Genomic DNA, 26345 nt, shown 5'->3' with positions numbered 1-26345 from the left:
CAGGACACCGGCCCGGCCCAGGCATGACGCAGCATGTGAGCAAGGACGAAGGAGAACGACCCGTGGCCCCACAGAGCACACCCGACCACGGTCCGGAAGCCGGGCCGGAGCCCGAGGGCTGGTGGGTGTTCCGCGGTCCCGCGCCGCTGCCGGCGGCGCCACCGTGGCGCTACTTCGCCGCCGCCCGCAGGCGGGCCGAGGCGCCCGCGCCGTACCTGATGGACCGCAACGAGGTGTCCGTCGTCAACGCCGCCCTGCACCTGCACCGGCCCCTGCTGGTCACCGGCCGCCCCGGCACCGGCAAGAGCTCGCTGGCCCGCGCCGTCGCCGCCGAGCTGGGGCTCGGCGACGTCCTGCGCTGGTCCGTCAACTCCCGCTCCACCCTGGCCGACGCGCTCTACCGCTACGACGCGGTGGGCCGGCTGCGCGAGGCGTCGCTGCGCCGCGAGCGGGAGGCGGTCCGTGCGGCGCCGCGGCGGCTCAAGGAGCACCGCGGCTCCTACACCACCGACATCGGCCACTACCTGCGCCTGGGCCCGCTCGGTACGGCGCTGGCCGCCACCGACCGGCCCCGGGTGCTGCTCGTCGACGAGCTGGACAAGTCCGACATCGACCTGCCGAACGACCTGCTGGTGGTCCTGGAGGAGGGCGAGTTCGAGATCCCGGAGCTGGCGCGGCTGTCCGAGCAGCACCAGGACGTGCAGGTGCTGACCGACGGCAGCCGGGAGCGGGTACGGGTGCACCGCGGCGTCGTCTCCTGCGCCCACTTCCCGGTCGTGGTGATGACGAGCAACGGCGAACGGGAGTTCCCGCCCGCCTTCCTGCGCCGCTGCGTCCGCCTGGACCTGCCCGACCCGACCCCCGAACGGCTGCGTGAGATCGTCGCCCACAACCTCGGGCCGCAGGCGCTCGCCGAGGCCGAGGACCTCATCGACGGCTTCCTCCAGCGCTCCAAGACCGAGACGCTCGCCACCGACCAGCTGCTGGCCGCCGTCCACCTGCGGATCACCGGTGCCGACCTGACCAAGGACGAGCTGCTCTCCGCGGTCATGCACCGCCTGGACGAACCCATGTCGCCATGATCGACCGGCTGCGGCAGATCCTCGCGGGCCAGGGCTACGACCTCGGCGCGGGCGAACTGCTGGACGTCCTGTGGCTGGCCCGCGCGGTGCGCGAGGGCGAGCTGCGCTCCACGCTGCCCGGACCGGAGGCCGCGCGGGACACCGGGCCGGGCGAGCCCGAGGACGCGCCCGCCGACTCCGCCGCCGCGGACGCGCCCGAGGACGGGTCCGGCGGCGGACCGGAGGAGACGGACGGCCCGGACCGTACGGACGGGCCGTGCGAGGACGGTGCGGCCGGGGGCCTCCGAGGCGGCGTCCCCGCGACCGTACTGCCGTCGCAGCGTTCCCTGTACGCGATGGGCAGCGAGGGCGGCAGCGCGCTCAGCCGCCGGGCCCGGCCCGCCCGCGCGCCCGGGCGCCGCGCGCTCGCCAGGCCGCAGCACCTGTCCCGGGCCCTGCGCCCGCTGCGCAGGTTCGAGCCGCACCCCCACCGCTGCGTCACCGACGTGGAAGCCACGGTCCGGCTCGCCGCCGAGACCGCGCTGTTCGACGTCGTCTCGCGGCCCGACCAGGAGCACCGCTGGTCCGCCGTGCTGCTGGTGGACGACGCGCCCTCGATGCAGGTGTGGACCCAGCTGGCCGGTGAGCTGCGGTCGGTGCTCGACCGGGGCGGCATCTTCCGCAGCGTGCGGGTGTGTGCCTTCGATCCCCGGGACATGGCCGTACTGGGCCGGCTGCCGTGGACGACGGGCTCCACCCTGACCTTCGTCCTCACCGACGGCACGAGCCCGGGATGGCGCACCCCGGACGCGGCGCGCGCCGTGCGCCGCTGGGGCCGGTACGGGCCGGTGGCGGTGCTGCACCCGCTGCCGCGGCGGCTGTGGCGGGGCACCGCGCTGGACGCCCAGCCCCGGCTGCTGACCTCCCCGGTGGAGTTCGCCGGGCCCGACCGGACCCGGGTGCTCGACCCGCTGACGGGTGAGCCGGACCCCGAGGCCGAGGAGCCGGGCACGGTGGCCCTGCCCGTCGTCCCGCTGACCCCCGGCGGGCTCGGGCAGTGGGCCGCGCTGCTGACCCGTCCCGGCGTCCCGCACCTGATCGACACGGTGCTGCTGGGCGAGGAGCCGGAGCAGGACCCGCCGCGGCCCGCGGGCTCCGCGGCGGAACTGGTCGCGCACTTCCGCGGCGCGTTCTCGCCCGAGTCGTACCGCCTGGCCGTACGGCTCTCCGCCATCAATCCGCTCACCGTCCCCCTCATGCAGCTGGTGCGCGCCGCCACGATGAGCGACGCCGGGCCGACCCAGGTCGCCGAGATCCTCCTCGGCGGCCTGCTGGAACGCGTCGCCGCCCCGCGCGGGGCCCGGTCCCTCGGCGGCTTCGACGGGCCGCTGGGCACCGGCTCCGGGCAGCCCGTCTACGACTTCCGGCCCGGCGTGCGCGAACTCCTCTTCAGCGGCCTCGGCACCCAGCAGTCCCTGGCCGTCGTGGAGGCGGTCGGGCGCGCCCTGGAGCCGTACATGGGCCGGCTGCCCGACTTCCCCGCCCTGGTCGCCGACGACACCGGGGAGATGCGGCTCCAGGAGTCGGCCCAGGCGTTCGCGGTGCTGGCCAGTCCGGTGCTGGAGCGGCTGGGCGGGAGGGTGCCGGGGGCGGTGGATGTTTCTGGTGGGGGTGTGGGGGCGGACGGGGTCGGTGGGATCGGCGATCCCGGCGTGGCTGATGGGACCGGCGGGTCCGGCGGGCCCAGTGGGTCCGACGGGGCTGTCGGGACCGAGGAGCCGGCGGGTGCGGACGACGGGGTTCCGGGCGCCTCCGCCGCACCGTCCGCCGTGGACGCGGCTGCCGAGGCGGCCGGGACGGCGGCCCCTGCGGAAGCTCCGACCGAGAGCGCCGGCGTCGGGACCGTCGGAGAACTCGTCGAAGAGCCCGTCGAAGAGTCCTCCGTGGAGCCCGTCGGACGGCCCGTCGGACGGCCCGTCGTCACGGAGCCGTACGCGCCGGACGGCCCCGCCGCCGAGCCCGCCCCGTACCCGCCGGACGCCCGGCCCGCCCCCGTCCTGCCCGCCGAGGAACTGCGCGAGCCGCTGCGCTTCACCGTGCTCGGGCCGGTCGGGCTGTGGCGGGGCGACCAGCGGATCGACGTGCCGTCCCGCCTGGACCGGGCCCTGCTCGCGGCCCTCCTGCTGCGCCACGAAGGCGTCGCCTCCGAGGCCGAACTGCTCAACGCGCTCTGGGGCGGCAACCCGCCGCGCAACGCCCGTGCGGTGCTGGACCACAGCATCGCGCGGCTGCGCAAGGCTCTCGGCGAGGACGAGCACGTCCTGGTCCGCGAGCGTGTCGGCTACGCCCTGCGCGCCGACGCCGGGACCGACATAGACATGGACCTGGAACGCGCCGAGGGGTACGAACGCGCCGCCCGCGCCGCCCGCGACGCGGGGGAGTGGGACCGCGCCCGCACGCTGCTGACCGCGGCCCTCGCCCTGTGGCGCGGCGAGCCGCTGGCCGGACTCCCCGGCCCGTACGCGCAGACCGAGCGGCTGCGGCTGACCGAGTGGCGGCACACCCTGGCCGAGGACCGCATCGAGTGCGACCTGTGGCTCGGCCGGTACGACGAGGCCGTGAGCGAGCTGTCCGAACTGTTCGCCCGCAGCCCGTCCCGTCCCCGCCTGGGCGAACTGCTGGCGCTCGCACGGGACCAGGTCCGGACGGGACGGGGCGATCCCGCCCTGCGGCCCCCGCGCGAACCGCTGCGCATCACCGTGCTCGGCCCGGTGCGGATGCTGCGCGGCGGCGTGGACCTGGCCACCGGCTCACCGCAGCAGCGCGCGCTGCTCGCCGTACTCGTGCTGCGCGCAGGCCGCGTCATCTCCGAGGACGACCTGATCGATGCCCTGTGGGCGGACGACCCGCCGAACGCCGCGCACGCCACCTTGCGCACCTACGCCACCCGGCTGCGCAAGGCCCTTGGGCCGGACGCGGAAGTCCTCGTCGGAGAAGACGGCGGCTACGCGCTGCGCCGGACCGCCAGGACCGACCTCGACGTGGACCTGCGCCGGGCCGACGACCTGGTCGCCGTGGCCCGCGACGCCCGCGCGGCCCAGGACTGGGACAGCGCCAGGGACCTGCTGGACGCGGCCATCGCCCTGTGGCGGGGCGGCCAGCCCCTGGCGGGCCTGCCGGGGCCGTATCTGCGCGCGGAGTCCCGGCGGCTGGCCGACCGGCGGCGCACCCTGGTCGAGGACCGCACCGAACTCGAACTGCGCCTGGGCCGGCACGCCGCGGCGGAAGAAGCGCTGACCTGGCTGCTGTACCTGGACCCGGCCCGGGAGCGCACCCGTGAACTCCTCGCGCGCGCGCTGGCCCACGACGAGCAGGTCTCCCCGGGGCTGCGCAGCCTGCTGCGGGCCGGCCGGTACGGGCCCCGCCAGGACCGCACGGGCGGTGGCCGGACGGTGGAACTGGGACGGCTGGCGGATCACCTGACGCGGCAGCGGCCCACCGTACGCAACGTCGGCGTCATCTCCGGGGGCGCAGGCGTCGGCAAGACGAGCCTGGCGGCGCGGGTGGCCGACGCCGTGCAGGACCGCTTCCCGGACGGACGGCTGTACGCGATCATGCCCGCGGACGGCGATCCGGAAGCCGCGGTACCGCACCTCGCCGCCGTACTGCTGCGCCAACTCGGCTACCGGCACGAGGAGATCCCCGCCGACGCCGAGGAGCGGATGGCGTTCTACCGGTCGGCGATCGACGCGCTGCGCCTGGTCGTCGTCCTGGACGAGGTACGCGCGATCGGGCCCTTGCTGCCCCTGCTCCCGGACGTCACGGGCGCCGCACTGCTCGTCGGCCGCGACCGGCCGCCGGCCGGCCTGACCGGCGTCCTCTCCGTGCATCTGGAGTCCCTGAGCACCACCGACGCGCTGGAGGTCCTCGCACTGCGGGTGGGCGAGGAGCGGGTCGCGGCCCGCCGCGCGGTGGCGCGCGCGGCGCTCGAAGCCTGCGGCTGTTCGGAGGCCGCGGTCGAGGCGGTGGCGGCGGAACTGATGCTGGACGGCCCGGCGGACCGTACGGCGGCCGACATCATGATCAACAACACTGCGCTGCGCCTCACCCACGACCTCGACCCGCCGGCGCTCGCCACCTTCCGGCTGCTGGCGCTGCCGCACGGCCCCGATCTGCCGACCGCCGCCGTGGCCGCCCTGACGGGCACCGAACCCGCCGCCGCCCAGGCGCACCTGGAGACCCTGGCGCGCACCGGCCTGCTGAAGACCCCGGCCCCCGGCCGCTACCGGCACCGCGAGGCGCTCGCCTCGTTCGCGTACGAGGAACTGACCCGCCACACCGCGCCGGAGCACCGCGACGCCGCGCTGTCCCGGCTGCTCGACTGGTACCTCGCCACCGCCCACCGGGCGTACGGTCTCGACGCGCCCGGCGCTCTGCTGCTCGACCGGACCGTCCCGCCCGCGGAACCGGTTCCGGCCCTCCCGCTCGCGGACCGCGGTGCGGCGTCGGACTGGTGGGCGGCGAACGGGAGCGGAGCACTGGCCGTCGTCCGGCAGACGGCCGACCTGCGGTCCGGGGCGTACGTCGCCCGGTGCGCCGACACCCTTCTCCTCCTCGAACCGCTGCTCGGCACCGGGCTCTTCACAGGCCGGTACGAACAGGCCGCGGTGGCCGTGATCGCCCGCGTCGTCGCCGGTCGCGACCAGAAGCGCGCGGAGGCGCGCGCCCGGCTGGCCCGCGCCCGCGCCTGCCTCGCGGCCGACCGGTTCGCCGACGCGGAGGACGAGGCCCGCCGCGCGTACCGGCTGGGCCTCGACACGGGGGACCCGGTGACCAGCGGCCGGGCACCACTGGTGCGCGGTGTCACCGCGGTCGCGCTCCACCGGCCCGACGCCGAGCAGCACTTCATGCTGGCCAGGAGCCACTGCCAGGTGCAGGGCGACCGGCTGGGCGAGGCCGCCGTACTGGTGGAGCGCTCCCGGCTGTGCGTCCGCGACCGGGAGGCGGAGCGGGGCGTCGGGCTCGCCCGGCAGGGCGTGGACATCTACCGGGCCGCGGGCCAGGGGCTGCGGCTCGGCACGGGGCTGTACTTCCTCGCCGTCGCCCAGGCCGAAGCGGGCCGCCACGAGGAGGCGCTGGCCGCCCTGGAGGAGGCACTGCCCCTCTTGCAGGAGGCCGGACAGCGGCTCTGGACGGGTCTGGCCCAGCTGCGGACCGCCGAGTCCTGTCTGGCCACCAACTCGGCGGACGGTGCCGTACGGGCGGCGGAGGAGGCGGTACGCCTGTTCGCGGTGGCGGACGGCGGCCGGCGGGCGGCCGACGGGCTGAGCCTGCTGGCGCACGCGCTGGAGGCCCAGGGCCAGGCGAGCCGGGCCCAGGAGCGCTGGAGCGAGGCACTCACCCTGTACGAGACGCTGGACGTGCCCGGCTCCGGCGGGCCGCGGTTGCGGCCGCCGCTGGAGCCGGGAGGGGCGTAGGACTGGGCGGGGCGCAGGGCCAGGTGGGGCGTTCCTACGCCGTGAACGCCGCCAGCAGCGCCGTGAGTTCCGCGGGCGCGTCCTCCTGCACGAGGTGCCCGGCTCCGTCGACGAGATGCAGGCGGGCGCCGGGAATCATCGCCGCGAGGCCGGGTGCCAGTGCGACGGGGTTCCACGCGTCCTGCGCACCCCAGGCCACCAGCGTCGGCACCGAGACCCTGCGGTACTCCTCCCCCGTGAGGTCGGCGGTGACGTCCAGCCCGTTCTGCTCGATCTGCCGGTAGAAGGCGGGCTGCCCCTCCTCCGTGCACCACGGCTCGACGAGCTGTTCCAGGACGGCCGGGTGCATGCCGGGGCTGCTCGCGGACGAGATGTACTCCGTCACCAGCGCCCGGTGCAGGGCAGGAGGCAACTGCGTGAAGACGTCGGGGTGCTCGCCGAGCAGACGGTACGTGGCGGATCCCCAGCCGGGCAGGGTGGTCGGGCCGACGAGCGCGAGGCGCCGGTAGCGCGCGCCGTGCACGAGGTGGGCCCGCAGGGCCACGTAGCCGCCGAAGTCGTGGGCGACGACGGTGGGTTCCCGGCCGGTGAGCCCCCAGTGCGCGAGCAGTTCGGTGAACACCTCCGCCTGCCGGGGCAGGGACACGTCCTGGCCTGCGGCTTTCTCGGATGCGCCGTAGCCCGGCAGGTCCCAGACGTACACCTGGAACCGCGCGGACAGCGCCCGTGCGACACCCCGCCAGACGTACGAGGAGAACGGTGTGCCGTGCAGCAGGACCAGGGGCGGCGCCCCGTCCTCGCCGAGCGCGGTCCAGCGCACTTCACCGGAGGTACTGCGGTACGTACGGTCCAGACGCCACTGAGTCATGACCGTAAGCGTAGACACTCCTGACAGGGGTGTCGAGGGGGCGGGAGGCTCGCGGGACGGAGTGACGGGGGACGGGGTGACGGCGGGCCGGAAACCGGGGGAGTGCGGCCGAGCCCCCACGCGCCCGGCATGCGCCCCCGCGCCTGCTCGTAGAATCGTTCGCACCATGGTTTACCTCGACCACGCCGCCACCACCCCGATGCTCCCGGAGGCGGTGCAGGCGATGACCGCCCAGCTGACCGTCACCGGCAACGCGTCCTCGTTGCACGCCGCCGGCCGGCGGGCCCGGCGCACCGTCGAGGAGGCGCGGGAATCCCTCGCCTCCGCGCTCGGCGCCCGCCCCAGTGAGGTGGTCCTCACCGCGGGCGGCACCGAAGCCGACAACCTCGCGGTCAAGGGCCTGTACTGGGCCCGCCGGGACGCCGACCCGGCCCGTACCCGCGTCCTCGCCAGCCCCGTCGAGCACCACGCCGTCCTGGACGCCGTGGAATGGCTCGCCGAGCACGAGGGGGCGCGGGTCGAATGGCTGCCCGTCGACGGGTACGGACGGGTGCACGCCGACGCGTTCCGCGCGGCCGTCGCCCGTAACCCCGACGATGTCGCCCTGGCCACCGTCATGTGGGCCAACAACGAGATCGGCACGATCATGCCGGTCCGGGAACTGGCCGACGTGGCGGCGGAGTTCGGCATTCCGCTGCACGCCGACGCGGTCCAGGCGTTCGGGCAGCTGGAGGTCGACTTCGCGGCCTCCGGCCTGGCCGCGATGACCGTCTCCGCGCACAAGATCGGCGGCCCGTACGGCGTCGGCGCGCTGCTGCTGCGACGCGAGTACGCGCCCGTGCCCGTCCTGCACGGCGGCGGTCAGGAGCGGCAGGTGCGCTCCGGCACGCTGGACACCCCCGGCATCGCCGCGTTCGCCGCCGCCGCGCGGTACGCCGTCGGGCACCGCGAGGAGTTCGCCCGCGACATCGGCGCCCTGCGCGACGTCCTCGTCAAGGCGGTACGGGCCGCCGCACCGGACGCCGTCCTCGGCGGCGACCCCGACCCCGCGGGCCGCCTGCCCGCCAACGCGCACTTCTCCTTCCCCGGCTGCGAGGGCGACTCCCTGCTCCTCCTCCTGGACGCCCAGGGCATCGCCTGCTCCACCGGCTCCGCCTGCACCGCGGGCGTCGCCCAGCCCAGCCACGTCCTGCTCGCCGCGGGCATGGACGCCGACCTCGCGCGCGGCACGCTGCGCTTCTCCCTCGGCCACACCACCACCGAGGCGGACGTGGCGGCGGTGGCGGAGGCGATCGGTCCGGTGGTGGAACGGGCGCGGAGTGCGGGGCTGAGCTGAGGGCCGGGCTGGAGTTTCGGCAGAGGGGCTGGTGCCGGGCTGCGGGACGGGGCCGGGCAGGCAGGGCCCGTGGGGCCCAGGCGCGTCAGACCAGGTCGAGCGCGGCCTGGAGCAGCAGCCGCCAGGTCGGTTCGGCGCCGGTGCCGAAGGCTACGGCGAGGGTGTAGCCGATCGCGGCGTCCTCCCGCAGCGGCGGTGTCACGTCCGGGTGCCAGTCGGCCCAGACGTGCCCGGTGCCGTCCGAGGAGAAGTCCGCGATCCGGCGGCCCTCCTTGATCAGCCGGCTCCCGTTGGGCGAGTCCGGCAGGAGCCGGTACACGGCGCCGCCGTAGATCACCTCCACCCGGTGGGAGCGCCGGGTCAGCCGCCCCTTGCCGGGGGTGAGGTGCGCGGGCCGGCCGTCGACGGTCAGCCGCAGATACCCGCCGTCGCGGGTGCCGACCGGCACGTGCGCGGCCGCGGGCGCGCCTGCCGAGCGGCGCAGCTCGGCCGTCGCCACCCGGTCGCCCCGCACCGTGAGCAGACCGGTGGCGGCGTTCGGGGCCAGGTCCAGCAGGACCCGCCCGAAGACACGGTCCTCGGCGAGGCCGGGCGCGCTGGTGGTGCCGGTGCCGGTGCCGGTGCCGGGGCCGGTTCCACGGCCATTGCCGGCGCCAGCGCTGGGGCCGGTGCCGGTTCCGGTGCTGCGGTGCGCCGGCCCGGTGGCCGGGGCTCTGTCGTACGCCATGAGTGGTCCGTTCCACGAGGGGCGCCGCGCGGCGCCCGGACGCCCCGGCGGCCCCGCGTCACGCCTCCGGCGGGGAAGTCGGCCGGCGCAGCTCGGCACGCACCAGGTCCAGGTACAGCCTCCAGTTCCAGTGTGGCCCGGGATCGGTGTGATCGGTGCCCGGTACCTCCACATGGCCCACGATGTGCTGCCGGTCGGCGGGGAAGCCGTAGCGGCGGCAGATCCCGGCGGCCAGCCGCGCGGATGATGCGTACATGGCAGGGGTGAAGGACGCCGGGCGGTCCACGAAGCCCTCGTGCTCGATGCCGATGCTGCGCTCGTTGTACGCGCGGTTGCCCGCGTGGAACGCCACGTCCAGCTCGCGGACCGTCTGCGCCACCTGACCGTCCTTGCGCACCACGTAGTGCGCAGCCGCGCCGTGCAGCGGGCTCTGGAAGACCCGCAGCGCGTCCGTGTAGCCGCCCTGGACGACGTGGACGACGACCCGGTCTATGGAGTAGTCGTCCGGGCGGTCGGCCTGCCGCCAGTTCGCCGGGGCGGCCGGGACCCAGCGCGCGGGGCCGTGGTCCACCGCGCCGTCCGTCCGGGGTTTCTTGCGGCCCGGCAGCCGCCACCACCAGCGCAGCAGGTCGTCGTGCAGCGCGTACGCGGCGCCGCCCGCCAGCACCGTGCCCGCGCCGCCGAGCAGCAGGGCCCGTCTGCTGAAGCCCTGGCCCGCCGTCCGCCCGGATTCCCCCGCGTCTCCCATGCGCTGCACAACGCTTGGGAGGCTGTCGGTGGTTCCGTCTACCCTGGAGGGGTTATGACGACTGACGCTCCCCGCCGCCTCCGCGTGCTCGCCGCCATGTCCGGCGGTGTCGACTCCGCCGTCGCCGCCGCCCGTGCCGCCGAGGCGGGCCACGACGTGACCGGCGTGCACCTCGCGCTCTCCGAGAACCCGAAATCCTTCCGCACCGGGGCCCGGGGCTGCTGCACGATCGAGGACTCGCACGACGCGCGCCGCGCCGCCGACGTCATCGGCATCCCGTTCTACGTGTGGGACCTCGCCGAGCGCTTCCGTGAGGACGTCGTCGAGGACTTCTTCGCCGAGTACGAGGCCGGCCGCACCCCCAACCCCTGCCTGCGCTGCAACGAGAAGATCAAGTTCGCCGCGCTGCTGGACAAGGCGCTCGCCCTCGGCTTCGACGCGGTCTGCACCGGCCACTACGCCACGGTCGTGGAGCACCCGGACGGCAGCCGTGAGCTGCACCGCGCCTCCGACATGGCCAAGGACCAGTCGTACGTCCTCGGCGTGCTCGACGACCAGCAGCTCGCGCACGCCATGTTCCCGCTCGGCGACACCCTCACCACCAAGGCGGAGATCCGCGAGGAGGCCGCCCGGCGCGGTCTGTTCGTCGCCAAGAAGCCGGACAGCCACGACATCTGCTTCATCGCCGACGGCGACACCCAGGCCTTCCTCGCCAAGCGCCTCGGCACGGTCGAGGGAGACATCGTCGACGAGGCCGGCGCGAAGCTCGGCACCCACGAGGGCGCGTACGGCTTCACCATCGGCCAGCGCAAGGGCCTGCGCATCGGCACCCCCGCCCCGGACGGCAAGCCGCGCTACGTCCTGGACATCTCCCCGGTGGACAACACCGTCACCGTCGGTCCGGCCGAGGCCCTGGACGTGACCGCGCTCACCGCCGTCCGCCCCCGCTGGTGCGGCGCCGCGCCGACCGGCCCCGGCACGTACACCGCGCAGCTGCGGGCCCACGGCGGCGAGACCGAGGTCACCGCCGACCTGGTCGACGGCGAACTGCGCGTCGCCTTCACCGAGCCGGTCCGCGGCGTCGCCCCCGGCCAGGCCATCGTGCTGTACGACGGCACCCGGGTGGTCGGCTCGGCGACGATCGCGACGACGGAGCGGGTGCGCGCGGTCGCGTAGCGGACGGGACGCCCACCGCGCGGCATGCGGTAGGCAGCACGCGGTGGGCGTCGCGGTGCGCCGGGTCAGAGCACCCCGTGCACCGACCGCCGGTAGCCGGACCGCCGCTCCTCGATGGCGGTCCAGCGGTCGCCGTAGACGTTCTGGGTGATCCCGGGCTCCGCCAGGAAGTCGTGCGGGAAGCCCAGCGGTACGGCGCTCACCTCGTCCAGCCGCCGCAGCGCCGCCGCGTCCAGCTCGACGTCCACGCTCGCGAGGTTGTCGGCGAGCTGGCTCTCCTTGGTGGCGGCGATGACCGGGACGATGTTCCCTGGCTGCTGCCGCAGCCAGGCCAGCGCCACCTGCGCCGGGCTCCAGCCGCCCTGCTCGGCGACCTCCAGCACCGCCGAGATCGTCGCCTCCTCGTGGTCCGCCGCGCGGCCGTCGTCGCCGACCACGTCCAGCCGCCCGCGCTCACCGCGCCGGTACTTGCCGGTGAGCTTGCCCGCCGCCAGCGGGGCCCACGCCAGTACGGCCAGGTCGAAGGCGCGCGCCTGGGGCAGCAGCTCGCGCTCCGGCGTGCGCTCCAGCAGGCTGTAACGCAGCTGCGAGCCCGCGAACGCGGTCCAGCCGCGCAGCTCGGCCAGGGTGTTCGCCTGCGCGATCTCCCAGGCCGGCCAGTCGGACACCCCGACGTACAGCACCTTGCCCGACCGTACGACGTCGTCCAGCGCCCGCATGGTCTCCTCGACGGGCGTGAAGTGGTCCCGCGCGTGCACCCAGAGGACGTCGAGGTGGTCGGTGCGCAGCCGGGCGAGGCTCTGCTCCACCGACCGCACCAGGCTCTTGCGGTGACTGCCCGCCGCGTTGGGGTCGCCCGCACGGAACGCGCAGGTGTACTTGCTGGCGAGCACGAAGCGGTCCCGGCGGCCTTCGAGGAGCTTGCCGAGGATCTTCTCGGAGCTGCCGTCGGTGTAGTTGTTGGCGGTGTCGATGAAGTTGCCGCCGGCGTCGTCGTACGCGTCGACGATCCGCGCGCTGGTGTCCTCGGGGGCGCCCCAGCCCCAGTCCGAGCCGATGGTCATGGTGCCGAGGCTCAGCTCGCTCACCCGCAGACCGGTCCTGCCGAACAGTGTGTAACGCACGAAGAGTTCCCCTTCGGTGGTCGGGTCGTGCATCAGACGCTAAGAGCTGGAGGGCGCTCCAACGCAAGCACCTTGCCGTACGGGCGGCACCGGCGCACTGACAAATGTCATGGGGATGTGGGGACACGCGTGACTGCCAGGGCGGGCGGACCGAAGCGAAGCTGGAGACATCGTCAGGATGACGCGGCCAGCGACACGGAGGACCTCCATGAACGACAGTCAGGCCCCGCACGGCACGGCGGCCCGGACCGGGACCGGCAAGGGCAAGGCGGGCGGGTCCGGCGGGCAGCTGGAGGGCCCCCGGGCGCTGCTCCTGGACGCCGGCATCCCGATCGCGTCGTACTACGTTCTCACCGGTGTCTTCGGCATGAGCACCCTCGCCGCACTGGCCTGGAGCGGCGCCCTGCCCGCCGCGCGCTCCGTGTGGAGCCTGGTCAGGGAGCGCCGCTTCAACGCCATGGCGACGGTGATGACGGTGACCAACGTCGTCGGGCTGCTGCTGAGCCTGTTGGCGGGCGACGAGCGGCTGATGATGGCCAAGGACAGCGCCGTGAGCAGCACCTTCGGCCTGGCGGTGCTGGTGTCCGCGCTCATCGGACGGCCGATGCTGGCGCCGACGCTCAAGCCGTGGCTGACCCGGGGTGACGCGGCCATGGGCGCCGCGTGGGACCGGCTGACGGCCCGGTCGGCGCGGTTCCGGCGGGTGCAGAGCCGGCACTCCGCCGTGTGGGGCGCCGCCCTGCTGGGCGAGTGCGTGGCGCGGGTGATCGGCGCGTTCACGCTGCCGGTGGACACCATGGTGTGGCTGGGCACGGTGATGCTGGTCGTGGCCATCGTCGTCGCCACCGTGGTCAGCGGGATGGTCGGCATCCAGACGATGGTGCGGATGCTGGTGGCCGAGGTGGCCGCGGACACAGCGGCCGGAGCGGCGGCCGCCGCCCCGGCCCGCTCCGTCAGCGCAGCCCCGGCAGGGACCGCAGCTCGGTGATCCGCAGCGCGCGCGCCAGCAGCAGGAAGAGCAGCGCCATGGTCGCCGTCCCGGCGGCCAGGGCCAGCGCCGTGGACCAGAAGGCGTCCCCGGCGGCACCGGCACAGGCCTGGGCCGCCGCCCAGCCCACCGCCCCGGCGGCCAGCGCGGCACCGGTGAGCTTGCCGTACGTACGGCTCAGCCGGTGCCCGTCCAGCCGCCCTTCCAGGCGGCGGCGCAGCAGGTACGCGCTGGCCAGCAGCCCGACGCCGTACGCAACGGTGTACGCGGCGGCCATGCCGACGACCGCCCACCGGGCCGGCAGCAGCAGGTGGCAGGCGGTGGCGAGCGCGATGTTCACCCCGGAGATCCAGGCGGCCATCAGGAACGGTGTACGCGTGTCCTCGAAGGCGTAGAAGCCGCGCAGCAGCAGCGACTGGGCGGAGAACGGAATCAGGCCCAGCCCGAGGGCCTGGAGCATCTGCCCCAGCGGCACGGCGGATTCGGCACTGGCGGCGCCGTGCGCGTACAGCAGCTGCGCCATCTCGGGGCCGAAGGCCACGAAGAAGACGGCGGCCGGGACGATGACCGTGCCACTGACCCGCAGCGCGCGGGAGAGGTCGTCCCGCAGGTCGTCCAGGCGCCGTTCGGCGACCGCCCGGGTCATCCGCGGCAGGAGCGCGGTGATCAGCGAGACGGTGACGATGGACTGCGGCAGGCCCCAGATGTTCTGCGCATACGTGTACGAGGAGAAGCCGACGCCGGCCTTGGGCAGTTCCAGGTCGGCGGCCGTCGCGTAGTGCGTGACGACGGTCATCGAGACCAGGTTGGCCAGCACGAACAGCAGCGTCCAGCGCGCAGCATTGGCGCTCTTGCGCAGCCCGGTGCCGCGCCAGTCGAAGCGCGGCCGGAAGCGGAAGCCCGCCTCGCGCGCGTAGGGGATCAGCGCGAGTGCCTGGAGGGCGATGCCGAGCGTGGTGCCCACACCGAGCATCCGGACCTGCGCGTCGGTGATGTCCGCCACCGTCTCCGGGACGGTCAGCAGCCCGATGTACGCACCGAACATGGCGATCAGCACGACGTTGTTGAGCACCGGCGTCCACATCATCGCGCCGAACTTCCCGCGCGCGTTGAGCACCTGCCCCAGGATGCCGAACACGCCGTAGAAGAAGATCTGCGGCAGCAGGAACCGGGCGAAGACGACGGTCAGTTCGTAGGCGGCGTGGTTCTCCGGCGTGTCCGTCGTGTACAGGCTGACGATCTCGGGCGCGGCCCACACCGCGAGCAGCGTGCCGACACCGAGGACGGACAGGACGAGCGTGACCAGCCGCTGCTCGTGGGCGCGCCCGCCGTCCGGGTGCTCCACCCGGGCCCGTACGAGCTGCGGCACGAGCACGGCGTTCAGGGCGCCGCCGATCAGCAGCGTGTACAGGCTCATCGGGACGAGGTTGGCGGTGTTGTACGTGGTGGCCAGCAGCCCCGTACCGAGGGCGCCGGCCTGGAGGACGCCCCGGAACAGGCCGGTCGCGCGGGAGACGAGCGTGCCCGCGGCCATCAGGAGGGAGGAGCGGCGCAGACCGCCGGAGGCGGGCCCGTCACCCTTCGCCGCTCTGTGCTCTCCGTGCTCTCTTTGCCCGTGACCGTCCGCCCCTGCTGTTAATGCCGCCTCGGTCCTCGTATGCGCGTCGGGACGCGTTTCCTCCACCATGGCCGCAACCTAAACCCAAAGGTTTGCGCATCGCGACTTCCGCCCCGGTGGCCCCCGGCCGCCCGCGGGCCCCTAGGCTCGGCGGTAGCGACGGGACGCACAGGGGCCGCCCGGCCGGGTGCGGCGCCGTGCGCGTGTCCCGGTCCACCGGTGGCCCTTCGTCGGCGACGAAGGGAAGAGAAGACATGTCGACAGTTCATGCCGGTATCGGTACGGCCGGACGGAACTCAGCGGTCTCGCTGGAAGCGCTGCACCAGGAGCTGATCCGGCGCAACCCCGGGGAACCGGAATTCCACCAGGCCGCCCTCGAAGTGCTGCAGACCCTCGCCCCGGCGCTGGCGGCCCGCCCCGAGTACGCCGAGGCCAAGATCCTGGAGCGGATCTGCGAACCGGAGCGCCAGATCCTCTTCCGCGTGCCGTGGCAGGACGACTCCGGAGCCGTCCACATCAACCGCGGCTTCCGGGTGGAGTTCAACAGCGCCCTCGGGCCCTACAAGGGCGGGCTGCGCTTCCACCCCTCCGTCAACCTCGGCATCGTCAAGTTCCTCGGCTTCGAGCAGATCTTCAAGAACGCCCTCACCGGTCTGAACATCGGCGGCGGCAAGGGCGGCAGCGACTTCGACCCGCGCGGCCGCTCCGACGCCGAGGTGATGCGGTTCTGCCAGTCCTTCATGACCGAACTCCACCGCCACCTGGGCGAGCACACCGACGTCCCGGCGGGCGACATCGGTGTCGGCGGCCGGGAGATCGGCTACCTCTTCGGCCAGTACCGGCGGATCACCAACCGCTGGGAGGCCGGGGTGCTGACCGGCAAGGGCCTCGGCTGGGGCGGCTCCACGGTCCGTACGGAGGCCACCGGCTACGGCAATGTGCTCTTCACCGCCGAGATGCTGCGGCAGCGCGGCGAGGACCTGGACGGCCAGCAGGTAGTCGTCTCCGGCTCGGGCAACGTCGCCATCTACAGCATCGAGAAGGCCCAGGCGCTCGGCGCCAACGTGCTGACCTGCTCGGACTCCGGCGGCTACGTGATCGACGAGAAGGGGATCGACCTCGACCTGCTCAAGCAGGTCAAGGAGGCCGAGCGGGGCCGTGTGGAGCACTACGCGGACCGGCGCGGCGCCTCCGCCCGGTACGTTCCGGGCGGCCGGGTCTGGGACGTGGCCTGCGACGTCGCGCTGCCCTCCGCGACCCAGAACGAGCTGGACGCCGACGCCGCGCGCGTCCTCGTGCGCAACGGCGTCAAGGCCGTCTCCGAAGGCGCCAACATGCCGACCACCCCCGGCGCGGTGGCCCTCTTCCAGGAGGCGGGCGTGGCCTTCGGGCCGGGCAAGGCGGCCAACGCGGGCGGCGTGGCCACCAGCGCCCTGGAGATGCGGCAGAACTCCGGCCGCGAGTCCTGGGACTTCGAGCGCACCGAGGGCGAGCTGGCGGCGATCATGCGCGGCATCCACGACACCTGCTACGAGACCGCTGAGCGCCACGGCCTGCCGGGCGACTACGTGACGGGCGCGAACGTCGCGGGCTTCGAGCGGGTGGCGGAGGCGATGCTGGCGCAGGGGCTGATCTGACGGGCTGATCCGGGGTGGGCCGGTCCGAGGGCCCGCCCCGGCGCCCGGCCCACTGTCGGTACCGGCTCGTACAGTGGCCGGTATGAACATCTGTGTCTTCTGCTCCGCCGCCGACCTCGACGCCCGCTACACCGGACCCGCCCGCGAGTTCGCCGAGCTGATCGGCAAGGGCGGCCACGCCATGGTGTGGGGCGGCTCGGACAGCGGACTGATGAAGGTCATGGCGGACGGCGTGGAGGCGGCGGGCGGCCGGCTCGTCGGCGTCTCGGTGGACTTCCTCGCGCACAAGGTGCGGCCCGGGGTGGACGACATGGTGGTCACCAAGGACCTTGCCGAGCGCAAGGCCGAGCTGCTGGCGCGCGCCGACGCGATCGTCGTCATGGTCGGCGGCACCGGCACGCTCGACGAGGCCACCGAGATCCTGGAGCTGAAGAAGCACGGCCTGCACACCAAGCCCGTGGTGCTGCTGAACGCCGCCGGTTTCTACGACGGCCTCAAGGAGCAGTTCCAGCGCATGGAGAAGGAAGGCTTCCTGCCGCTGCCGCTCGCGGAGCTGGTCTTCTTCGCGGAGGACGGCGCCGGGGCGCTGGCCTACCTGGAGGAGCGGGCGGGCCTCCAGGGCTGAGACGGGAGCGGCGGCGGGGACCGGCGCCGAGGCGGAATGAATCATTCCGCTCCGCGCGGACGCGCCCGCGCCGTCCCGGTCCCCCTCGTTAGGATCGGGCCCATGGGTACGCACTTGATCACGGGCGCAGGATCGGGCATCGGAGCGGCGGTCGCGCGGCGGCTCGCCGGCCGCGGCGAGGAACTCTGGCTGCTGGCGCGCGACGCCGGCCGCGCCAAGGAACTGGCCGCGCAGTTCCCCGGCGCCCGCACGGTGGTCGGCGACCTCGCCACCCCCGAGAAGCTGGACTGGGCCTTCGGCAAGCAGTCGCTGCCGGACCGCCTCGACTCCCTGCTGCACATCGCGGGCGTCGTCGAACTGGGCGCCGTCGGCGACCTCGGCCCCAAGGCCTGGCAGCGCACCCTCGCCGCCAACCTGGTCTCGCCCGCCGAGCTGACCCGCCAGTTCCTCCCGCAGCTGCGGACCGCCAAGGGCCACGTCGTCTTCGTCAACTCCGGCGCCGGCCTGCACGCCCACGCCCAGTGGGGCGCCTACGCCGCCAGCAAGCACGGCCTGAAGGCGCTCGCCGACTCGCTGCGCGCCGAGGAGCACGGCAACGGTGTACGGGTGACCTCCATCTACCCGGGCCGCACCGCCACCCCCATGCAGGAGAACGTCTTCCGCCAGGAGGGCCGCGACTACGACGCCTCCCAGTGGATCGACCCGGAGTCGGTGGCCACGACCCTGCTGACCGCGCTCGACCTCCCGCGCGACGCGGAGATCAACGACCTGACGGTGCGGCCGGGGCGCTGAGCGGCTGCCGACGGGGCCGGGGGCCGCACCTTCCGGCCCGTCCGGCGATCGCGGACATCGGTGACGGACCCGGCCCGGCCGTCACCGCGGCCCCGGGCCCGGCGACCCACCCGGCCGCCCGTGGCCCAGGGCGAGACCACTTACCCTCGGACGGTGACCGAGAACAACGCCCCCACCCGCCTCGCCGGCAACGCCGGCACCGGCACCGCCACCGGCATCGGTTCGATGCCCGGCGGCGACGCCCGCGAGGCCGCCCGGACCGTCACCGGCTCGCTGGAGACCTTGCCGTACCTGCCGGAGCTGCCCGCCCGGGGGCCCGGCGCCGACATGATCGGCCGGACCGCCGGGCTCCTCGTCGAGGTGTACGCGCACGTGGAGCCGAGCGGCTGGCGGATCAGCGACCGGCCGGGCCGGGACACCCGGCGCGCCCGCTCCTGGATGGGCGAGGACCTGGACGCGCTGGAGGAGTTCACCCAGGACTACGCGGGTGACCTGAAGGTCTCGGCGGTCGGCCCGTGGACGCTGGCCGCCGCGCTGGAGCTGCGCAACGGCGAGGCGGCCCTCAGCGACCCCGGTGCCTGCCGGGACCTGACGGCGTCGCTGGCCGAGGGCCTGCGCGCGCACCTCGCCGACGTACGGCGGCGGGTGCCCGGCGCGCGTCCGGTGCTCCAGCTGGACGAGCCGTCGCTGACCGCCGTCCTCCAGGGCCGGATCAGGTCCGCGAGCGGCTACCGCACGCACCGCGCCGTGGACCGCGCCGTCGTGGAGGGCGCCCTGCGCGATCTGGTCGCCGTCGCCGAAGAGGCGGGCGCGCCGGTGGTCGTCCACTCCTGCGCCCCCGAGGTCCCGTTCGCCCTGCTGCGGCGCGCCGGCGTGCGCGGCATCTCGTTCGATTTCGGATTGCTCACCGAGCGTGAGGAGGAAGCGATCGGCGAGGCGGTCGAGGGCGGTACGACGCTGCTGGCGGGCGTGGTGCCGGGCGTGGACGGCCCATTGTCAGACCCTGCCGGTAGCGTCATGGGTGTCAGGACGCTGTGGCGCAGGCTGGGGCTGGCGCCGGGGACTCTCGCGGAGTCCGTGGTGGTCACCCCGTCGTGCGGGCTGGCGGGCGCTTCGCCCGCATATGCCCGCTCGGTGCTCGCCCACTGCGTCCGGGCCGCGAGATCGCTCGCAGACAACCCTGAGTGACGGCACTCAAGGACCACGGGAGGACGTAACGGTGGCCGGCGAACAGCACACGGCGGGGCACGCGGTGCCCGCGAAGGCGCGGGAAGAGCACGCCCAACTGGCCGAGCAGATCGAGGAGCACCGCTTCCGCTATTACGTGCGGGACGCCCCCGTCGTCAGCGACGCGGAGTTCGACAAGCTGCTGCGGTCCCTGGAGGCGCTGGAGGACAAGCACCCCGAGCTGCGCACCCCGGACTCGCCGACGCAGAAGGTCGCCGGGCAGTACGAGACCGAGTTCACCGAGGTCGCGCACCGCGAGCGGATGCTCTCGCTGGACAACGCCTTCGACGACGAGGAGCTGGCGGCCTGGGCCGAGCGGCTGGCGACGGAGCTGGGCGGCGACCCGAAGAGCGCCGGCTACCACTTCCTGTGCGAGCTGAAGGTCGACGGCCTCGCGGTCAACCTGACGTACGAGAAGGGCCGGCTGACCCGTGCCGCGACCCGTGGTGACGGCCGTACGGGCGAGGACATCACGCCCAACGTCCGCACGATCACCGAGATCCCGGACCGCCTGAAGGGTGACCGCGTCCCGGACCTGGTGGAGGTCCGCGGCGAGGTCTACTTCCCGATGGAGAAGTTCCTGGAGCTGAACGAGCGGCTGGTGGCCGACGGCAAGCCGCCGTTCGCCAACCCGCGCAACGCCGCCGCCGGTTCGCTGCGCCAGAAGGACCCCAAGGTCACGGCCACCCGCCCGCTGCACATGGTCGTGCACGGCATCGGCGCCCGCGAGGGCTTCGACATCGACTGCCAGTCGCACGCGTACGACCTGCTGCGCGAGTGGGGCCTGCCGACCGCCGACCACAACGAGGTCGTCGACTCCCTGGAGGCCGTGCGCGGGTTCATCAAGCGCTACGGCGACCCGGAGACCCGGCGCACGGCCGTCGCCCACGAGATCGACGGCGCCGTGGTCAAGCTGGACGAGATCGCCCTCCAGGGCCGTCTCGGCTCGACCTCGCGCGCGCCGCGCTGGGCGATCGCGTGGAAGTACCCGCCCGAGGAGGTCAACACCAAGCTGGTGGACATCCGCGTCGGCGTCGGCCGTACGGGCCGTGTGACGCCGTACGCGGTCGTCGAGCCGGTCACGGTGGCCGGCTCCGAGGTCGAGTTCGCCACGCTGCACAACCAGGACGTGGTCAAGGCCAAGGGCGTCTACATCGGTGACACCGTCGTGCTGCGCAAGGCGGGCGACGTGATCCCGGAGATCCTGGGCCCGGTGGTGGACCTGCGGGACGGCAGCGAGCGGGAGTTCGTGATGCCCGCCGAGTGCCCCGAGTGCGGTACGGCGCTGCAGCCCGCCAAGGAGGGCGACGTCGACCTGCGCTGCCCCAACGCCCGCTCCTGCCCCGCCCAGATCCGTGAGCGGCTGTTCTACCTGGCCGGCCGCAAGTCCCTGGACATCGAGAACTTCGGCTATGTCGCGGCCACGGCGCTCAGCCAGCCCCTGGAGCCGGCCGAGCCGCCGCTGAAGGACGAGGGCGACCTCTTCAGCCTCTCCATCGAGCAGCTGCTGCCCATCAAGTCCTACGTGCTCGACCCGGACAGCGGCCTGCCCAAGCGCGACCCGAAGACCGGCGAGGAGAAGGTCGTCACCTTCTTCGCCAACCAGAAGGGCGAGCCGAAGAAGAACGCCCTGGCCATGCTGGAGAACATCCAGGCGGCCAAGGAGCGCCCGCTGGCCCGCGTCCTGACGGGCCTGTCGATCCGTCATGTGGGCCCCGTGGCCGCCCAGGCGCTCGCCATGGAGTTCCGTTCGCTGGACCGGATCAGGGACGCGAGCGAGGAGGAGCTGGCGGCCGTCGAGGGCGTCGGCGCGACCATCGCCGCTTCGCTCAAGCAGTGGTTCGCCGAGGACTGGCACCGTGAGGTCGTGGAGAAGTGGCGGGCCGCCGGGGTCAGGATGGAAGAGGAATCCTCAGGAGACGAAGGCCCGCGTCCACTTGAAGGCGTCACCGTCGTTGTAACGGGCACACTTCAGTCACACACCAGAGATGGCGCGAAAGAAGCCCTGCAGCGTCTCGGAGCGAAGGTGACCGGTTCCGTTTCGAAGAAGACCGGTTTCGTGGTGGTGGGAGACAATCCTGGTTCGAAGTACGACAAGGCCATGCAGTTGAAGGTGCCTGTGCTAGACGATGACGGCTTCGCGGTGCTGCTGGAGCAGGGTCCCGATGAAGCACGAGCGGTAGCTGTCACTCCGCCTGAGGGCGAGTGAGGAGTCACCTCATCGGCGCATAGCAGATGGTTCCGGATGGCCGGGTCGCATTCGGGCAACCGCTGCCGATCGCTGCCCGCGGCGGCCTTCTGCGGCCTACTGTTGAGGTGTGCGCCTGCCGTGGCGCGGGCACAGCCGGCTGTGAGAGGTATCGGAATGAAACCGACCGACAGCGCCGCTCCGGCGTCGCGGCTCCGCCGGCTCGTCGTGCCCGCGCTGCCCGCGGCCGTCGTGCTGGTGGCGGGTACCGCGCTCGCGGCGGGAGTGATCCGCACGCTCGGCGCCGGCCGGGCCCTGTTCCCGGAAGGCGCCGTCGGCTGGGCCCTGGCGATCCTGACCGGTGTCATCGTGGGCCACCTCGTCGCCCTCGGCCGCGACCGCTGGTGGGGCGGCACGGGCTCGGGCGCGGCGCTGGCCCTCGCCGTCCTGCTGCTCTACGGCTGGGTGCCCGCCGCCCTGGTGAGCGTCGCCGTCGTGCTGCTGGTCGGCGCCGCGCGACGGCACCGCTGGCGACAGGCCCTGCTGCACGGCGCGGTGGACATCCTCGGGGTCGGCGCCGCGGCGCTGGGCCTCGCCGCCTTCCACGTCGTACCGACCGTCGAACACCCGTGGCAGCCCGCGGCCTGGGACCTTTCCGTACTGCCCGACATCCTGGTCGCGGCCGCCGCCTACCTGGTCGTCACCCGCGCCCTGCTCTGGTGCACGATGGCCTCGCGCAGCGGCAGCCTGCCCACCGTCGCCCGGACGGCCCTGGCCCGGCAGGCCCTGGTCGGCGTCGCGCTGATCGGCATCTCGCCGCTGATCGTGGTGGCCGCCGTGCACGCGCCGTTCCTGCTGCCGATGTTCGCCGTACCGCTGATCGCCCTGGACTCCACCCTGTGGATCGCCCGCGCCCGCGCCGAGGAGCAGCTGCGGGACCCGCTCACCGGCCTGCCCAACCGCCAGTGGCTGCTGGAGCGCACCTGGACCGCGCTGGACGACGCCGAGCGCATCGGCGCCCGTTCCGCCCTGGTCCTGATCGACCTGGACCGTTTCCGCTCGGTCAACGACACCCTCGGGCACCTCGCGGGCGACCGGCTGCTGCTCCAGATAGCCGACCGGCTGCGGCACGCGCTGCCGCGCGGCGCCGAGGTCGCCCGGCTCGGCGGCGACGAGTTCGCGGTCCTGCTGCCCACCGCGGACTCCCTGACCAGTGCCCAGCGGGTGGCCCGCAACCTGGTCGCGGCCCTCGGCTCGCCGCTCGACCTGGACGGACTCACCCTCGTGCTCGAAGCCAGCGCGGGGGTCGCGGTCTTCCCCGACCACGCCCTGGACGCCGAGGGCCTGCTGCGCCGGGCCGACGTCGCCATGTACCAGGCCAAGCGGGACCGCAGCGGCGTCGAGGTGTACGAGGCCAAGCGGGACGGCAACACTCCCGACCGGCTCGGCCTCCTGGGTGATCTGCGCCGCGCGCTGGACGCCGGCGACGTGGAGCTGCACTACCAGCCCAAGGTCGGCTTCGACGGGCACGTGGCCGGGCTGGAGGCGCTGGTCCGGTGGGTCCATCCGGAGCGCGGCCGGGTGCCGCCGGACGAGTTCATCGCCATCGCCGAGTCGTCCGGGCTGATGCCGCGCCTGACGGAGTACGTCCTGGAGACCGCGCTCGCCCAGGTGGCCCGGTGGCGCGCGTCCGGCCTGGAGGTACCGGTCGCGGTCAACGTCTCGCCGCGCGACGTGCACACCCCCGGCTTCGCCGGCGCGGTGGCCGCGCGGCTGGCCCGCCATCAGGTGCCGCCCGGCTCCCTCCAGTTGGAGATAACGGAACACGTCCTGCTGGAGGACCCGCAGCGGGCCGCCGACACGCTGGCCGGGCTGACCGGCCACGGCGTCAAGATGTCCCTGGACGACTTCGGCACCGGCTATTCGTCCCTCGTCCACCTGCGCCGCCTGCCGGTCAGCGAGCTGAAGATCGACCGCTCCTTCGTCGCCCGGCTCGCCGTGGACAACGAGGACGCCGAGATCGTCCGCTGCACCCTGGACCTGGCCCACTCGCTCGGCCTGCTGGTGGTCGCCGAGGGCGTCGAGGACGACGAGACCTGGGAGCGGCTGCGCGACCTGGGCTGCGACGCCGTACAGGGCTGGCTGGTCGCCGCCGCGATGCCGCCGGACGAGACCACCGCCTGGCTGCGGGCCCGCGGCGAGCGCGGCTGGCAGCGCGAGGCGGAGCGACCCGCCGTCGAACCCCGGCACGAGCGCGCCACGGCGGTCGAGGAAGCCGACCAGCGCGTCATCTGACCCATCTGCCCGGCCCGGCGCTCCCGGGCCCGGCCATCTGCCCGGCCTGGCGCTCCCGGGCCCGTCCCGCCCCGTCCCGTACGGCATGCGCCGCCCGGATCCCGTACGGCAAGCGCCTCCCGGCCCCGGCCCGCCCGCTCCCGTACGGCGCGGCCGCCCCGCACCCCTCGCAGGCCCCGCACGGGCCCCACGCACCCCCACCGCCACACCTCCGCCGCCCCTGCCCCCACACCTCCCGCGCCCCCGCCCCCACCCCTGGCGGCCGCCCGCCCCGCACGCCCCGTGCCCGCCTGCCCCGCGCGGTCCGTGCCCGCGACTGCGGGAATGCGTTTCGAACCCCCGTTGCGTACGCCATAGGATTGGCCCGGACAACACAGCCAAGACACTCACCCTGAGGATCGCTGCATGCCTGGCATCACGCGCGAGGAGGTTGCCCACCTCGCCCGGCTGGCGCGCTTGGAGCTGAAGGACGAAGAGCTCGATCACTTCGCCGGACAGCTCGACGACATCATCGGCGCGGTCGCCCGCGTCTCCGAGGTCGCCGACCAAGACGTACCGCCGACCTCCCACCCGCTGCCCCTGACCAATGTCATGCGCCCGGACGTGGTCCGTCCGTCGCTGACGCCCGAGCAGGCGCTGTCCGGCGCCCCGGCCCAGGAACAGCAGCGTTTCAAGGTGCCGCAGATCCTGGGGGAGGAGTGACCGACATGGCAGATCTGATCAAGCTCACCGCCGCCGAGACCGCGGCGAAGATCGCCGCCGGCGAGGTCACGGCCGTCGAGGTCACCGAGGCGCACCTGGCCCGCATCGAGGCCGTCGACGAGAAGGTGCACGCCTTCCTGCACGTGGACCGCGAGGGCGCCCTCGCCCAGGCCCGTGCGGTGGACGCCAAGCGCGAGCGCGGCGAGAAGCTGGGCCCGCTGGCCGGCGTCCCGCTCGCCCTGAAGGACATCTTCACCACGGAGGGCATTCCCACCACCGTCGGCTCGAAGATCCTCGAAGGCTGGATCCCGCCGTACGACGCGACGGTGACCAAGCGGCTCAAGGCCGCCGACGTCGTCATCCTCGGCAAGACCAACATGGACGAGTTCGCCATGGGGTCCTCCACCGAGAACAGCGCCTACGGCCCGACCGGCAACCCCTGGGACCTCACCCGCATCCCCGGCGGCTCCGGCGGCGGCTCCTCCGCCGCGCTGGCCGCCTACGAGGCCCCGCTCGCCATCGGCACGGACACCGGCGGCTCGATCCGCCAGCCCGCCGCCGTCACCGGCACGGTCGGCGTCAAGCCCACCTACGGCGCGGTCTCCCGCTACGGCATGGTGGCCTTCTCCTCGTCCCTCGACCAGGGCGGGCCCTGCGCCCGTACGGTCCTGGACGCGGCCCTGCTGCACGAGGCCATCGCCGGCCACGACGAGCTGGACTCCACCTCCATCGACGCGCCGGTCCCGCCGGTCGTCGAGGCGGCCCGCAACGGTGACGTCAAGGGCATGCGCGTCGGCGTCGTCAAGGAGTTCTCCGGCGAGGGCTACCAGGCCGGCGTCATGCAGCGCTTCAACGAGTCCGTCGAGCTGCTGCGCGAGCTGGGCGCGGAGATCGTCGAGATCTCCTGCCCGTCCTTCGACCTCGCGCTGTCGGCGTACTACCTGATCGCGCCCTCCGAGTGCTCCTCGAACCTGGCCCGCTTCGACGCCATGCGCTACGGCCTGCGGGTCGGCGACGACGGCACCCGGTCGGCCGAGGACGTCACGGCCCTGACCCGCGAGGCCGGCTTCGGTCCCGAGGTCAAGCGCCGCGTGATGCTCGGCACGTACGCGCTCAGCTCCGGCTACTACGACGCGTACTACGGCTCGGCGCAGAAGGTCCGCACCCTGATCACCCAGGACTTCGAGAAGGCCTTCGAGCAGGTCGACGTGCTGATCTCGCCGACCACGCCCACCACGGCCTTCCCGATCGGCGAGCGCGCCGACGACCCGATGGCGATGTACCTCGCCGACCTGTGCACGATCCCGACGAACCTGGCAGGCAACGCGGCCATGTCGCTGCCCTGCGGCCTGGCCCCCGAGGACGGGCTGCCGGTGGGGCTGCAGATCATCGCCCCTGCCATGGCCGACGACCGGCTCTACAAGGTCGGTGCCGCGGTCGAGGCCGCGTTCACCGCCCGTTGGGGGCACCCGCTGCTTGAGGAGGCACCGTCCCTGTGAGTGGAAAGCTTGCGAAGGCCAAGGGCTTCAAGAAGTCCAAGGCCGGTACGTATCTGTCCATCGGCACCACGCTGTTCGGTGCGGTGAGCGTCGTCAAGCAGGCGAAGGCGGCCAAGGGCGAGCAGGACCGGCTCCAGCTCCTGGACGCCGTCGTCTCCGCCGCCGCCATCGCCACCGGAGTCGCGCTGCTGATCCGCGATCTGCGTCGTCTCGGCGACGACGACGTGCTCGCGGGCTGAGCGGGACTGAGAGGTTAG

19 protein-coding genes are annotated in these 26345 nt (G+C 73.8%); 14 read left to right on the top strand and 5 right to left on the bottom strand.

The features are described from left to right. The first annotated feature begins 62 nt into the window (after positions 1-62). Positions 63-1082, top strand: coding sequence for an AAA family ATPase (locus tag JXZ78_RS03665; protein ID WP_030018282.1), 1020 nt, complete (start codon positions 63-65; stop codon positions 1080-1082). Further along, positions 1079-6538 (top strand): AfsR/SARP family transcriptional regulator, encoded by a 5460-nt coding sequence (locus JXZ78_RS03660; protein ID WP_238782648.1) that lies wholly within the window; start codon positions 1079-1081, stop codon positions 6536-6538. The genes JXZ78_RS03665 and JXZ78_RS03660 overlap by 4 nt, the downstream gene beginning before the upstream one ends. Positions 6539-6572: 34 nt before the next feature. Here JXZ78_RS03660 and JXZ78_RS03655 read toward each other — a convergent pair whose 3' ends face one another. Continuing rightward, positions 6573-7406 carry an alpha/beta fold hydrolase gene (locus tag JXZ78_RS03655; RefSeq protein ID WP_030018285.1) on the bottom strand — a complete coding sequence of 278 codons (834 nt, stop codon included), beginning with the start codon at positions 7404-7406 and terminating at the stop codon, positions 6573-6575. A gap of 166 nt (positions 7407-7572) precedes the next feature. Between JXZ78_RS03655 and JXZ78_RS03650 the strand changes: the two genes are divergently transcribed. Then, positions 7573-8742 (top strand): cysteine desulfurase family protein, encoded by a 1170-nt coding sequence (locus JXZ78_RS03650; RefSeq protein WP_030018286.1) that lies wholly within the window; start codon positions 7573-7575, stop codon positions 8740-8742. An 85-nt stretch (positions 8743-8827) separates the two neighbouring features. On the opposite strand, the gene JXZ78_RS03645 is transcribed toward JXZ78_RS03650, so the two are convergent. Both JXZ78_RS03645 and JXZ78_RS03640 read right to left on the bottom strand, forming a co-directional pair. After that, positions 8828-9469 (bottom strand): hypothetical protein, encoded by a 642-nt coding sequence (locus tag JXZ78_RS03645; RefSeq protein ID WP_238782647.1) that lies wholly within the window; start codon positions 9467-9469, stop codon positions 8828-8830. Between the two features lie 58 nt (positions 9470-9527). Further along, positions 9528-10217, bottom strand: coding sequence for an N-acetylmuramoyl-L-alanine amidase (locus tag JXZ78_RS03640; RefSeq protein ID WP_030018288.1), 690 nt, complete (start codon positions 10215-10217; stop codon positions 9528-9530). Between the two features lie 54 nt (positions 10218-10271). On the opposite strand from JXZ78_RS03640, the gene mnmA reads away from it, so the two are divergent. Next, positions 10272-11393, top strand: a complete 1122-nt coding sequence (gene mnmA, locus JXZ78_RS03635; protein WP_030018289.1) for a tRNA 2-thiouridine(34) synthase MnmA — start codon at positions 10272-10274, stop codon at positions 11391-11393. Between the two features lie 65 nt (positions 11394-11458). On the opposite strand, the gene JXZ78_RS03630 is transcribed toward mnmA, so the two are convergent. After that, complete coding sequence (locus JXZ78_RS03630) at positions 11459-12517, bottom strand: aldo/keto reductase (protein WP_030018290.1); 1059 nt, start codon at positions 12515-12517, stop codon at positions 11459-11461. Positions 12518-12725: 208 nt separating this feature from the next. Between JXZ78_RS03630 and JXZ78_RS03625 the strand changes: the two genes are divergently transcribed. Next, complete coding sequence (locus JXZ78_RS03625) at positions 12726-13505, top strand: VC0807 family protein (RefSeq protein WP_030018291.1); 780 nt, start codon at positions 12726-12728, stop codon at positions 13503-13505. On the opposite strand, the gene murJ is transcribed toward JXZ78_RS03625, so the two are convergent. After that, positions 13471-15039 (bottom strand): murein biosynthesis integral membrane protein MurJ, encoded by a 1569-nt coding sequence (murJ, locus tag JXZ78_RS03620; protein ID WP_030018292.1) that lies wholly within the window; start codon positions 15037-15039, stop codon positions 13471-13473. The two genes, JXZ78_RS03625 and murJ, sit on opposite strands and share 35 nt — an antisense overlap. Positions 15040-15377: 338 nt before the next feature. On the opposite strand from murJ, the gene gdhA reads away from it, so the two are divergent. The 9 genes from gdhA (at position 15378) to JXZ78_RS03575 (ending at position 26327) form a co-directional block, all read left to right on the top strand. After that, on the top strand, positions 15378-16760 hold the full coding sequence (gene gdhA / locus JXZ78_RS03615; protein ID WP_050502109.1) for an NADP-specific glutamate dehydrogenase: 1383 nt from the start codon (positions 15378-15380) through the stop codon (positions 16758-16760). An 82-nt stretch (positions 16761-16842) separates the two neighbouring features. Continuing rightward, entirely contained in the window at positions 16843-17385 is a 543-nt protein-coding gene (locus JXZ78_RS03610; protein ID WP_030018294.1) for an LOG family protein, read from the top strand. A gap of 102 nt (positions 17386-17487) precedes the next feature. Next, complete coding sequence (locus JXZ78_RS03605) at positions 17488-18177, top strand: SDR family oxidoreductase (protein ID WP_030018295.1); 690 nt, start codon at positions 17488-17490, stop codon at positions 18175-18177. A 225-nt stretch (positions 18178-18402) separates the two neighbouring features. After that, positions 18403-19365 carry a methionine synthase gene (locus tag JXZ78_RS03600; RefSeq protein ID WP_050502121.1) on the top strand — a complete coding sequence of 321 codons (963 nt, stop codon included), beginning with the start codon at positions 18403-18405 and terminating at the stop codon, positions 19363-19365. A gap of 31 nt (positions 19366-19396) precedes the next feature. Beyond that, positions 19397-21613, top strand: coding sequence for an NAD-dependent DNA ligase LigA (gene ligA / locus JXZ78_RS03595; protein ID WP_030018297.1), 2217 nt, complete (start codon positions 19397-19399; stop codon positions 21611-21613). A 156-nt stretch (positions 21614-21769) separates the two neighbouring features. Then, the gene (locus JXZ78_RS03590) at positions 21770-23887 is read left to right on the top strand and encodes a putative bifunctional diguanylate cyclase/phosphodiesterase (protein WP_033037166.1); all 2118 of its coding nucleotides are present in this window, start codon (positions 21770-21772) and stop codon (positions 23885-23887) included. 405 nt (positions 23888-24292) lie between these two features. Next, complete coding sequence (gene gatC / locus JXZ78_RS03585; protein ID WP_003984986.1) at positions 24293-24589, top strand: Asp-tRNA(Asn)/Glu-tRNA(Gln) amidotransferase subunit GatC; 297 nt, start codon at positions 24293-24295, stop codon at positions 24587-24589. Between the two features lie 5 nt (positions 24590-24594). Then, on the top strand, positions 24595-26088 hold the full coding sequence (gene gatA / locus JXZ78_RS03580) for an Asp-tRNA(Asn)/Glu-tRNA(Gln) amidotransferase subunit GatA (protein ID WP_030018299.1): 1494 nt from the start codon (positions 24595-24597) through the stop codon (positions 26086-26088). Beyond that, positions 26085-26327, top strand: a complete 243-nt coding sequence (locus JXZ78_RS03575) for a hypothetical protein (RefSeq protein ID WP_030018300.1) — start codon at positions 26085-26087, stop codon at positions 26325-26327. The genes gatA and JXZ78_RS03575 overlap by 4 nt, the downstream gene beginning before the upstream one ends. The last annotated feature ends 18 nt before the right edge of the window (positions 26328-26345 follow it).

This window comes from Streptomyces monomycini (assembly GCF_022271435.1).
GTDB classification, from domain to species: Bacteria; Actinomycetota; Actinomycetes; order Streptomycetales; family Streptomycetaceae; genus Streptomyces; species Streptomyces monomycini.
Note: the sequence above shows the minus strand (reverse complement) of the source record. Positions and strands in the feature narration are given on the sequence as shown.